Below are 12423 nucleotides of genomic sequence, written 5' to 3' on the forward strand. Positions count from 1 at the left end.
CAACATACAAGCGGGACAAACCACTAGGAGGAATTATAAAATGGAAATTTTTAAAAAAATGGAAGAACATGATTACGAGCAATTGGTATTTTGCCAAGATAAAAACTCCGGGCTGAAAGCCATTATCTGCATCCATGATACGACTCTTGGACCAGCACTAGGCGGCACGCGCATGTGGAACTATGCAACAGAAGAAGAAGCCATTGAAGATGCTATCCGCTTAGGCCGAGGAATGACTTATAAAAACGCAGCAGCTGGATTAAACCTTGGCGGCGGAAAAACCGTCATCATCGGCGATCCACTAAAAGACAAAAACGAAGAAATGTTCCGTGCATTCGGCCGCTTTATCCAAGGCTTGAACGGCCGTTACATTACAGCCGAAGATGTTGGTACAACTGTTGCTGACATGGATATGATCCACGAAGAAACGGATTTTGTCACAGGCATTTCACCGGCATTCGGTTCTTCAGGCAACCCATCACCTGTCACTGCATACGGCGCATATATCGGCATGAAAGCTGCAGCGCTTGAAGCATTCGGCGACGATTCCCTAGAAGGTAAAACAGTTGCCGTCCAAGGTGTCGGAAACGTAGCTTACCCACTATGCGAGTACTTGCACAAAGAAGGTGCTAAATTGATCGTCACGGACATTAACAAACAAGCGGTCCAGCGTGCAGTCGATGCGTTCGGCGCTACAGCGGTCGAGCCAAACGACATCTACTCGCAAGAAGCGGACATTTTTGCACCGTGTGCAATGGGCGCAATCATCAACGACGACACGATTCCTCAATTGAAAGTGAAAGTGGTTGCAGGATCGGCGAACAACCAATTGAAAGAACAACGCCACGGCGATGAGCTTGAAGCACGCGGCATTGTTTATGCACCGGATTTCGTCATCAACTCAGGCGGTGTCATCAACGTAGCGGATGAGCTTTACGGATACAATAACGAACGTGCGATGAAGCGCGTTGAAACCATTTACGACAGCATCACGCGTATTTTCGAAATCGCGAAGCGCGACGGGATTCCAAGCTATATCGCTGCTGACCGCATGGCGGAAGAACGCATCGAGCGCGTACGCAAATCAAGAAGCCAGTTCCTGCGCAACGGTTACAGCCACGACATTTTAAGCAGACGTTAAAGTTGAAAGAAGAAATGGAGGAAATCGATGTGCAAAAACAGCTGAATCGAATTCTGGTCATTAATCCCGGCTCAACTTCGACAAAGATCGGCGTTTTTGACAACGATGTACAGATCCTTGAAAAGACTATCCGCCACTCAACAGAAGAGTTGGCGGATTTCCCTGCCATTATTGACCAGTTTCAATTTCGTAAACAAACAATTTTACAAGCGCTCGATGAAGAGGGCATGAACGTATCGAAACTTGCCGCAGTGTGCGGAAGAGGCGGATTGCTTCGCCCGATCGAAGGCGGTACATATGCCGTTAACGAAGAAATGCTCAACGATTTGCGCGAAGGCTATTCTGGCCAGCACGCTTCCAATCTCGGGGGCATCATCGCCAACGAAATTGCCGAAGGGCTTAATATTCCGGCCTTTATCGTCGATCCGGTAGTCGTTGATGAACTAGCGCCGATTGCACGGGTATCCGGATTTTCACTCATTGAACGCAAGTCGATTTTCCATGCGCTCAACCAAAAAGCAGTGGCGAGACGCTATGCTAAAGAAACAGGGCGCTCCTATAAAGACTTGCGTCTCATCGTCACCCATATGGGCGGCGGCATCACGGTCGGTGTCCACGAAGATGGAAAAGTAATCGATGTCAACAATGGATTGCACGGCGACGGGCCATTTAGTCCGGAACGTGCGGGCACAGTGCCTGCTGGTGATTTGGTCGAACTATGCTTTTCCGGACAATATTATCGCCATGAGATTATGAAGAAATTGGTCGGACAAGGCGGATTGGTCGGATATCTCGGTACCAACGATGCTGTAACGGTCGAAAAACGCATTCAAAAAGGCGATAAAGATGCACAGATGATTTATGACGCGATGGCGTATCAGGTAGCAAAAGAGATCGGTTCTGCCAGCACCGTCTTAAAAGGGCAAGTGGATGCCATCATTTTGACGGGCGGCCTGGCGTACGGCAAAGATTTTGTCAAAGTCATTTCTGACCGAATCTCCTGGATTGCCGATGTCGTGGTCCATCCTGGGGAAAACGAATTACAGGCACTCGCGGAAGGTGCGAGCCGTGTTCTAGATGGTGAAGAACAAGCGAGAATCTACCCGAACGGTTAATTAATTTAATAGGAGGAATACCTTATGGCTCAAAATTACGATGTCGTCATTTTAGGCGGCGGGACGGGCGGTTATGTAGCAGCGATCCGTTCAGCACAACTCGGACTGAAAACAGCAATCGTCGAAAAAGGCAATTTGGGCGGCACTTGCTTGCACCAAGGCTGTATCCCGAGCAAAGCACTTTTGCGTAGTGCAGAAGTATACGCAACGACGAAAAACCATGCCGCAGAATTCGGCGTCAATACCGGTGATGTTTCACTTGATTTTTCCCGTGTACAACAGCGTAAACAAGGAATCGTCGATCAATTGCATGCAGGCGTTCAAGGATTGATGAAAAAAGGCAAAATCGATGTGTATGAAGGCATTGGCCGTATCCTAGGGCCATCTATCTTTTCTCCAAACCCGGGGACGATTTCGGTGGAGATGAAAAACGGGGAAGAAAACGAAATGTTGATTCCAAATAACGTCATCATCGCGACGGGCTCGCGCCCACGCACTTTACCGGGACTTGATATTGACGGTGAATTCGTCATGAGTTCGGACGAAGCGCTAGTCATGAGCGAATTGCCGAAATCGATCTTGATTGTCGGCGGCGGCGTCATCGGAATCGAGTGGGCTTCCATGCTCAACGACTTCGGCGTCGAAGTGACGGTTCTTGAATACGCGGAGCGCATCATTCCGACAGAAGATAAAGACATTTCCAAAGAAATGCTGAAATTACTAAAGAAAAAAGGCGTTAAATTCGCGACAAGCGCGAAAGTCTTACCGGAAACGGTAGAAAAAGGCGACGGCAAAGTGACGATCCAAGCCGAAATCAACGGCAACAACGAAACCTTCAGTGCAGAAAAAATGCTTGTATCGGTCGGACGCCAAGCGAACGTCGAAAACATCGGAATCGAAAACACGGACATAATTGTCGAAAAAGGCTTTATCCAAGTGAAAAGCACATTCCAGACGAGAGAATCCCATATTTATGCGATCGGCGACGTTATCGGCGGCATGCAGCTAGCACACGTAGCTTCGCATGAAGGCATTACAGCAGTCGAGCATATTAAAGGCAATACGCCGCATGCGATCAATTACGATTTGGTGTCGCGCGCCGTATATTCGAATCCGGAAGCGGCAAGCGTTGGAATTACCGAAGATCAAGCGAAAGAACAAGGCTACGAGATCAAAACGGGTAAATTTTCGTTCAAAGCAATAGGTAAAGCGCTCGTTTACGGGGAATCTGATGGGTTTGTTAAGATCATCGCAGACAAAGAAACCAATGATATTCTCGGTGTCCATATGATCGGGCCGCACGTGACCGATATGATCTCTGAAGCAGGTCTTGCCATGGTACTCGACGCAACACCGTGGGAAATCGCGGAGACGATCCATCCGCACCCGACGCTTTCAGAAGTGATGGGTGAAGCGGCTTTGGCGGTAGACGGAAAAGCGATCCATAGTTAAAGGAGGAATTTCAATGGCTACGAAACACGAAGAAGTAGGATTGACTAATGAAGACTTATTGAACATCTATGAAACGATGATGACAGCGCGCCGTGTCGATGAACGCATGTGGCTCTTAAACCGTGCAGGTAAGATTCCATTCGTCATCTCTTGCCAAGGCCAGGAAGCGGCACAAGTTGGCGCAGCATATGCTCTCGATAACACGAAAGATTATGTGGCACCATATTACCGTGACCTTGGTGTTGTATTGCACTTCGGAATGACACCGAAAGAATTGATGTTGTCGGCATTCGCTAAGGCGGAAGATCCAAACTCAGGAGGGCGCCAGATGCCTGGACATTTCGGGCAGAAGAAAAACCGCATCTTGACGGGCTCATCTCCGGTAACGACTCAATTGCCGCACGCAGTCGGTGTTGCGTTGGCAGGAAAAATGAAAAAGCAGGATTTCATTACATTCAATACACTAGGTGAAGGTTCTTCCAACCAAGGTGATTTCCACGAAGGCTTGAACTTTGCAGGCGTCCATAAATTGCCGGTCATCACGATGGTCGAAAACAACCGCTATGCGATTTCCGTTCCTTACGAACGCCAAGTGGCGAGCAAAAACGTTTCGGACCGCGCAGCAAGCTACGGCATGCCGGGTGTGACGATCGACGGCAATGACCCAATCGAAGTATATAAGCACGTCAAAGAAGCGGCAGATCGCGCACGCCGCGGTGAAGGCCCGAGCCTGATCGAAACGGTTTCCGAGCGCATGACGGCCCACTCATCTGATGATGACCACCGCCAATATCGTTCAGCCGACGAACTCGCTGCGCAAAAAGAAAAAGACCCGATCTTGTTGTTCGGTGCTTATTTAAAAGAACATGGCATCATGAACGATGAACTTGAGAAAGAAATCAATGACCGCATCATGGTCCTCGTCAACGAAGCGACGGATTATGCGGAAAATGCACCATATGCACCAGCAGAAAGCGCGATGAAATACGTTTATGCTGAAAAAGGAGGAAACGAATAATGGCCGTTATGAGTTATATCGATGCCATCACGCTTGCCATGAAAGAAGAAATGGCACGTGACGAAAACGTTTTCGTACTAGGGGAAGATGTCGGGAAAAAAGGCGGCGTGTTTAAAGCAACGCAAGGCCTTTACGATGAATTCGGCGAAGACCGCGTTCTCGATGCGCCGCTTGCCGAGTCAGCTATTGCCGGAGTCGGCATCGGTGCAGCGATGTATGGTTTGCGCCCGATCGCAGAATTCCAATTTGCCGATTTCATCATGCCGGCAGTCAACCAAATCATCTCGGAAGCTTCACGCATCCGTTATCGTTCAAATAACGACTGGTCTTGCCCGATCGTCTTCCGTGCACCATTCGGAGGCGGCGTTCACGGCGCGCTTTACCATTCCCAATCAGTAGAAGCGGTATTCGCCAACCAACCAGGTCTTAAAATCGTTATCCCATCCACGCCATATGATGCAAAAGGCTTGTTGAAAGCAGCCATTCGCGACGACGATCCGGTCATGTTCTTTGAACATAAACGTGCATACCGTCTGATCAAAGGCGAAGTGCCAGAAGAGGATTACACGATCGAAATCGGCAAAGCGGATGTCAAACGCGAAGGTGAAGACATCACTGTCATCACATACGGTTTAGCTGTCCATTTCGCATTGCAAGCGGCAGAGCGCTTGGCAGAAGATGGCTACTCAGTCCACATCTTGGACTTGCGCACCATTTATCCGCTAGACAAAGAAGGCATCATCGAAGCTGCGAAAAAGACCGGAAAAGTCTTGCTCGTCACGGAAGACAATAAAGAAGGCAGCATCATCGGCGAAGTCGCAGCGATCATCGCTGAAAACTGCCTATTCGACCTCGATGCACCAATCAAGCGCCTAGCCGGACCGGACATCCCGGCAATGCCATACGCACCGACCATGGAGAAATTCTTCATGATCAACCCAGACAAAGTCGAAAAAGCCATGAGAGAACTCGCGGAGTATTAATAGAAAAGCGGAAATGGCCGTTAAGGTTCGACAGGCATAAGACAGGCTGGCGAAGCGGCGCTCTTTGCCGCACAGTCAGCCTGGCTTATGACCCAAGAAGCTGGCTGTTGGAGCTAGACACAAAGAAAAGCGGAAACAGCCGTTTAGCTTCGACAGGCATAAGACGAACCGGCGAAGTGGCGCTCTTTGCCACACAGCCGAGGCGGCTTATGACCCAAGAAGCTGGCTGTTGGAGCTAGACATAAAGAAAAGCGGAAACAGCCGTTTTGCTCTGACAATACATCCATGCCTTACTTTCATAAATGAATACGCGCACTACAGATTGAAAAGGAGGAATCCCTTTGGCTATTGAAAAAATTACGATGCCTCAGCTCGGCGAGAGTGTCACTGAGGGCACAATCGAAAAATGGCTTGTTCAGCCAGGCGACCACGTCAATAAATACGACCCGCTGGCTGAAGTAAATACGGATAAAGTAACAGCGGAAGTCCCATCTTCATTTACCGGCACGATCAAGGAATTGATCGCCGCTGAAGGTGAAACTTTGGAAGTGGGCGAGATCGTCTGCACAATTGAAACAGAAGGCGGCGATTCTGCACCAGTAGAAGAAGCCAAACCAGCTGAAGGCGAAAAAGCGAATGAAATGCCGGCTGCAGGAGCCAAACCGACGAAAAACCTCGAAGGACAACAAGGTTCTGCAAAACCAGCGAAGCCACAAGGCGGCAAAGCACGTTATTCACCAGCTGTTCTTCGTTTGTCACAAGAACACGACATCGATTTGAACCAAGTGGAAGGCTCCGGAAACGAAGGACGCATCACACGCAAAGATTTGATGCAATTGATCGACAGCGGCAACATCCCGCAAGCTGGTGACCAGCAAGAACAAGCGCCACAAGCTGCTGAACCTGTCCAAGAATCAGCGCCTGAAGCACCGAAACAACCGGCGGCCAAACAAGCGCCGATCGAATCGGCACCAGGAGATATTGAGATTCCGGTATCTGGCGTGCGCAAAGCGATTGCAGCGAACATGCTCAAGAGCAAGCACGAAGCACCGCACGCTTGGATGATGATTGAAGTCGACGTAACGGATCTTGCGCAATTCCGCGATTCGATCAAAGGCGACTTCAAGAAAAAAGAAGGCTTCAACATCACGTATTTCGCTTTCTTCGTCAAAGCCATTTCACAAGCATTAAAAGAGTTCCCAATGATGAATTCCATGTGGGCTGGAGATAAGATCATCCAGAAAAAAGACATCAACATCTCGATCGCTGTCGCGTCAGACAATGCATTGTTCGTTCCGGTCATCAAAAATGCTGATGAAAAATCAGCTAAAGGCATCGGCCGCGAAATCAACGAATTGGCGCAAAAAGCGCGTACAGGCAAGTTGAAGTCTGCCGATATGCAAGGCGGCACGTTCACGGTCAACAACACAGGCTCGTTTGGTTCCGTCCAATCGATGGGCATCATCAACCACCCGCAAGCAGCAATTTTGCAAGTCGAATCGATTATCAAACGCCCGGTCATCATGGATGGCGGCATGATTGCAGCACGCGACATGGTGAACCTATGCTTGTCACTCGATCACCGTGTTCTTGACGGACTTGTCTGCGGCCAGTTCTTGGCACGCGTCAAAGAAATCCTCGAGAAAATGAACAAAGAAAACACTTCTGTCTATTAATGAAAAGTTTGGAGTCTTCGGACTTCAAGCTTTTTTTTCTTTCAGTAACCCGCTGTGTCAGGTAAACTGGAAATAGAAAGCATTGAGGAGGGAACAGTTTGACGATTGAATCGATGAAAAACATCCAGTTTCCGGAACATACATACGACGAATGGAAACAAGCGGCACAAGCTGCGCTCAAAGGAAAAGATTTCGACAAGGTAATGAAAACGCCAACAATTGAAGACATCACTCTCGAACCCCTTTATACAGAAAGCATGTTGGAGCGCACAGTATCCGATGTGGATGCACAAACGGCCACAGTGCAGAGCGGCAAGTTCCAGACTTCTTGGATCGTTGCACAAGAAATCGCGGCAGACGATGCCGAAACATTCTTAACGTTGACAAAAGACGATTTGGCGCGAGGCAATGAGGCAATCGTCTATACAAGTGCCCATCCATTCGACTGGTCCGATGCGCAACTCGAAGAATTGGCGGCGTTGATCGCCCGATATCCGATTTATTTTAAAATAATCGAAGAACAGGACCCGATTTTGCGTGTTTTTAAAATGCTGACGACCGAGCAACAAGAACAAGTGCAGGGGGTTATACATGGGGCTGGAACTATCGAGGCGCCACCCAAGGTACGCACCCAATTAATTGATACATTGCCGACGCATAACGCTGGCGGCACCATTATCCATGAACTCGGGGTCGCGCTGAGTATGATGGCTGAAACGTTGAAAGAACAATCTTTCCATCAAGCAGCCGATCAGTTCTGGGTGCGCTTTGCGGTCGATACACATTTCTTCCAGGAAATCGCCAAACTGCGCGCATTCCGTGTATTGTGGCAAGCATTTGGTTCTGCATACGGAGAGCAGTCACCACGCATTCCGATTTTCACGGAAACGTCAGTGCGCTCATATTCCAAATTGGATCCTTATGTCAATTTATTGCGCGCCGGCAATGCCACTTTCTCGGCCGTATTGGCTGGAACAGATGGGCACACGGTGCATCCTCACGATTTCCTGACGGTTCCGACGCCTTCTAGCCGACGCATTGCCCGTAATGTTCAACTAGTCATCAAAGAAGAATCCCATGTTTCGCATGTAACTGATGCTGCAGGCGGTTCTTATTTCATCGAGAGTTTGACGCGGCAATACGTTGAAGCTGCATGGAATTATTTCTGCGAAATCCAAGATGCGGGCGGTTATTCCGAAGTGAAACGCACGGGTTGGCTCACCGATGATATCCAAGCAAAATGGCTTGAACGCGAGCAGCAGGTGGCAAAACGCAAAACTTCATTGATCGGAACGAATGTTTACGCCAATCCGCAAGAACCGGTAAAAGACGCCAAAATCGACCCTGCGCATTTGGAATATATGACAGCTAAACGCTTGGCCACTCCTTTTGAGAAGCTGCGCGCACAAAGCCGTGAAACGACAATCAAATCGGCCATCATTCTGTTGGAGCCTTTGAAAGCGGTTAAACCGCAGGTAGACTTTGTGCAAGGTTTCCTTTCGGTTGCCGGAATCGAGCCGGAAATCAGCCCTTATCTATCGTCTGCAGATGAAGTCAATCGCTTTATCCATTCGGAAGAACTTGATTATGCGGTACTGTGCGGCAGTCAAGAAACTTTGGATAAAATCGTTCCTGGCTTGAAGCCGCAAACAGCTATCGATGTCGCCGGAAAATTGGACAGCGAGACGTTAGCGAGCTGGCAAGTTCATGGCGTCCGGGATACACTCCATACCGGAAAACCTTTGATCGATAAATTGAAAGATGTTTTATCGCTTGGAAAGGAGGCGCTATAAATGACGACACCTAATTTCAAAAGTGTAGATGTGAATAAGCTGAATCCTGTGCAAATGGCTGAACGCGACGACAGCGCTTTTATGACAAACGAAGGAATTGCCGTTAAACCGTTTTACACATCCAAAGATTTGAACAAACCACAGTCGAGTTTGCCTGGAATGGCTCCGAACGTCCGTGGGCCATATCCGACTATGTTTGTGTCCCGTCCTTGGACAGTGCGTCAATATGCCGGATTCTCGACAGCCGAAGAAAGCAATGCGTTCTACCGCCGCAATTTGGCGATGGGGCAAAAAGGTTTATCGGTCGCATTCGATCTTGCGACACATCGCGGCTATGATTCCGATCATCCACGCGTTGTAGGAGATGTCGGGAAAGCGGGTGTGGCCATCGACAGCGTCGAAGACATGAAAATCTTGTTCGACGGCATCCCGCTTGACCAGATGTCGGTATCGATGACGATGAACGGTGCAGTCGTGCCGATCATGGCATTCTTTATCGTGGCAGCAGAAGAACAAGGCGTATCGCCTGAGCAACTTGCCGGTACGATCCAAAACGATATTTTAAAAGAATACATGGTACGCAATACGTACATCTATCCTCCAGCCATGTCGATGCAGATCATCGCAGATATTTTTAAATATACATCCGACCATATGCCGAAATTCAATTCGATTTCCATTTCCGGCTATCATATCCAAGAAGCGGGAGCTACAGCAGATATCGAACTTGCTTATACGCTCGCAGACGGATTGGAATATGTCCGTACAGGACTCGATGCAGGCATCGGAATCGATCATTTCGCCCCGCGTTTGTCTTTTTTCTGGGGCATCGGCATGAATTACTTTATGGAAGTGGCGAAAATGCGTGCAGGCCGCGAAATTTGGGCCAAGATGATGAAGAGCTTCGAGCCGCAAAACCCGAAATCACTGGCGCTCCGCACGCATTCCCAAACTTCCGGCTGGAGCTTGACGGAACAAGATCCGTTCAATAATGTGACCCGTACGCTTCTGGAAGCGAATGCAGCGGCAATGGGCCATACCCAATCCCTGCACACGAACGCACTCGATGAAGCGATTGCCTTGCCGACCGATTTCTCGGCACGCATTGCGCGTAATACGCAATTGTTCTTACAGGAAGAAACCTTGATGACCAACACGATCGATCCTTGGGGCGGCTCCTATTATGTCGAAAAGCTGACTGAAGAATTGATGGAAAAAGCTTGGACTTTGATCGAAGAAGTCGAAGAACTCGGCGGTATGGCGAAAGCGATCGAAACCGGCTTGCCGAAAATGCGCATCGAAGAAGCGGCGGCAAAAAAACAAGCCCAAATCGATTCGAATGAAGAGACGATTATCGGTGTCAACCGCTATCGTCTTGAACAAGAAGACCCAATCGACATTTTAAATATCGATAATACGATGGTGCGCAAAAAGCAAATCGAGCGTTTGGATAGAATGCGCGATGCGCGCGACCAGAAAAAAGTTGACAAAGCGTTGGCGGAATTGACGAATGCTGCTCAAAGCGGTGAAGACAATATTCTTGCTTGCGCTATCGAAGCAGCACGCCACCGGGCTTCGCTCGGTGAAATTTCGGATGCTATCGAAAAAGCATCCGGCAGACATAAGGCGGTGATTCGATCTGTGAGCGGCGTATACAGTTCAAACTTCTCAAACCAGGAAGAAATGCAGGTCGTCAAGCAAATGACAGAAGAATTCATTGAAAATGAAGGTCGCCGGCCGCGTATTTTAATCGCCAAAATGGGCCAAGACGGTCATGACCGTGGAGCGAAGGTCATCTCGACCGCATTCGCGGATCTCGGCTTTGATGTCGATATCGGACCGTTGTTCCAAACTCCTGCAGAGACGGCGCAGCAGGCTGCAGAAAATGACGTCCACGTCATCGGCGTCAGTTCGCTTGCAGCGGGGCATATGACACTTGTTCCGGACCTTGCGGCTGAATTGAAAAAAGTCGGGCGTGAAGATATTTTGATCGTCGTCGGCGGCGTCATTCCGGCACAGGATTATGAATTCCTGCGCAATAATGGGGCGAGCGCCATCTTTGGGCCGGGAACGGTCATACCGGTCGCTGCGCAAAAAGTCATCGAAGAAATTTATGCGCGCCTCGGTTACGAGGAAGAGGTGAACTGATGGACCGCGACAAGCAGTCCAGGCAGGTCATGTCGGGAGTCTCGGATGCACATGACGGCATGAAATCTGTGCCGAGAAAAAAATTCAAAAAGCCCGCAAACAGCCAGTTTGATTTGGATGAGCTCGCGCGCGGCGTCGAAAGCGGTTCGCGTCTGCACCTCGGCAAAGCGATCACATTGCTTGAGAGCACCAATCCGGAGCATAAACAGCGCGGCCAGCAACTATTGAATGTATTATTGCCGAAAACCGGCAACAGTATCCGTATCGGCATCACGGGCGTTCCAGGAGCAGGAAAAAGCACGTTTATCGAAACTTTCGGGACGATGCTGACTGAACTTGGCCATCGCGTCGCCGTGCTTGCGATCGACCCAAGCTCTTCACGTACCGGCGGCAGCATACTCGGTGATAAAACGCGCATGGAGGAACTGGCAAGAAATCCACAAGCATTCATTCGGCCGTCCCCGACGGCTGGTACGCTCGGCGGTGTCCATAAAAAAACCCGAGAAACGATGCTTTTATGCGAAGCGGCCGGATATGATGTCATATTAGTCGAAACAGTCGGCGTCGGCCAAAGCGAAACTTTGGTGCGCGGCATGGTCGATATGTTTCTCCTGCTCGTGTTGACTGGGGCCGGTGACGAATTGCAAGGCATGAAAAAAGGCATTCTGGAACTGGCAGACGCCATGATTGTCCATAAAGCAGACCGGGACAACTTACCGCTCGCCAAAAAGACCGTGCGTGAATACAAACAGATGCTGCATTTTCTCCAGCCTGCAACCGATGGATGGACTACACGGCCCTTAGCGGTCTCTTCAGTTGAAGGATCCGGTGTCCGCGAGGTATGGGACATGGTGCAGGAATTCGAACAATTGGTTAAAGAAAGCGGTTATTGGGACACCCGGCGCCAAGAACAGACACAAGATTGGTTCCACTCGATGATTACGGATGAGCTGCTCGGGTGCTTCTACGGCGACGCACAGCGAAAACAGCAGGTAAAGAAACTAGAACAGCGCATACTAAGCGACGAGCTGACAGTGTCTCAAGCAGTCGCACAGTTGTTCGAGTAAGCTTTTTTGCAACTGTGCCGCTGTCCTGAT

9 protein-coding genes are annotated in these 12423 nt (G+C 49.4%); all 9 read left to right on the forward strand.

Annotation, left to right across the window (positions count from 1 at the left end):
• The first annotated feature begins 40 nt into the window (after positions 1-40).
• Complete coding sequence (locus tag ACFO5U_RS04125) at positions 41-1141, forward strand: Leu/Phe/Val dehydrogenase (protein WP_377276943.1); 1101 nt, start codon at positions 41-43, stop codon at positions 1139-1141.
• A 29-nt stretch (positions 1142-1170) separates the two neighbouring features.
• Positions 1171-2256: a butyrate kinase gene (buk, locus tag ACFO5U_RS04130; RefSeq protein WP_377279451.1), complete on the forward strand. Its 1086-nt coding sequence runs from the start codon at positions 1171-1173 to the stop codon at positions 2254-2256.
• A gap of 24 nt (positions 2257-2280) precedes the next feature.
• Complete coding sequence (gene lpdA / locus ACFO5U_RS04135; RefSeq protein WP_377276945.1) at positions 2281-3708, forward strand: dihydrolipoyl dehydrogenase; 1428 nt, start codon at positions 2281-2283, stop codon at positions 3706-3708.
• Between the two features lie 13 nt (positions 3709-3721).
• Positions 3722-4726, forward strand: a complete 1005-nt coding sequence (locus tag ACFO5U_RS04140) for a thiamine pyrophosphate-dependent dehydrogenase E1 component subunit alpha (RefSeq protein ID WP_377276946.1) — start codon at positions 3722-3724, stop codon at positions 4724-4726.
• Complete coding sequence (locus tag ACFO5U_RS04145; protein WP_377276948.1) at positions 4726-5709, forward strand: alpha-ketoacid dehydrogenase subunit beta; 984 nt, start codon at positions 4726-4728, stop codon at positions 5707-5709. Before ACFO5U_RS04140 ends, ACFO5U_RS04145 begins: the two co-directional genes overlap by 1 nt.
• Positions 5710-6050: 341 nt before the next feature.
• Positions 6051-7385 (forward strand): dihydrolipoamide acetyltransferase family protein, encoded by a 1335-nt coding sequence (locus ACFO5U_RS04150; RefSeq protein WP_377276950.1) that lies wholly within the window; start codon positions 6051-6053, stop codon positions 7383-7385.
• Between the two features lie 98 nt (positions 7386-7483).
• Complete coding sequence (locus tag ACFO5U_RS04155; protein ID WP_377276952.1) at positions 7484-9178, forward strand: methylmalonyl-CoA mutase family protein; 1695 nt, start codon at positions 7484-7486, stop codon at positions 9176-9178.
• Positions 9179-11326: a methylmalonyl-CoA mutase gene (scpA, locus tag ACFO5U_RS04160; protein WP_377276954.1), complete on the forward strand. Its 2148-nt coding sequence runs from the start codon at positions 9179-9181 to the stop codon at positions 11324-11326.
• Complete coding sequence (meaB, locus tag ACFO5U_RS04165) at positions 11326-12393, forward strand: methylmalonyl Co-A mutase-associated GTPase MeaB (protein WP_377276955.1); 1068 nt, start codon at positions 11326-11328, stop codon at positions 12391-12393. Before scpA ends, meaB begins: the two co-directional genes overlap by 1 nt.
• Positions 12394-12423: the final 30 nt, after the last annotated feature.

This window comes from Planococcus dechangensis (assembly GCF_042654465.1).
Taxonomy (GTDB): domain Bacteria; phylum Bacillota; class Bacilli; order Bacillales_A; family Planococcaceae; genus Planococcus; species Planococcus dechangensis.

What these genes read in the sequence shown, in the direction of transcription:
- ACFO5U_RS04125 (WP_377276943.1), top strand. Translation starts at nt 41, where the DNA reads ATGGAAATTTTTAAAAAAATGGAAGAACATGATTACGAGCAATTGGTA.
- lpdA (WP_377276945.1), top strand. Translation starts at nt 2,281, where the DNA reads ATGGCTCAAAATTACGATGTCGTCATTTTAGGCGGCGGGACGGGCGGT.
- ACFO5U_RS04140 (WP_377276946.1), top strand. Translation starts at nt 3,722, where the DNA reads ATGGCTACGAAACACGAAGAAGTAGGATTGACTAATGAAGACTTATTG.
- ACFO5U_RS04145 (WP_377276948.1), top strand. Translation starts at nt 4,726, where the DNA reads ATGGCCGTTATGAGTTATATCGATGCCATCACGCTTGCCATGAAAGAA.
- scpA (WP_377276954.1), top strand. Translation starts at nt 9,179, where the DNA reads ATGACGACACCTAATTTCAAAAGTGTAGATGTGAATAAGCTGAATCCT.
- meaB (WP_377276955.1), top strand. Translation starts at nt 11,326, where the DNA reads ATGGACCGCGACAAGCAGTCCAGGCAGGTCATGTCGGGAGTCTCGGAT.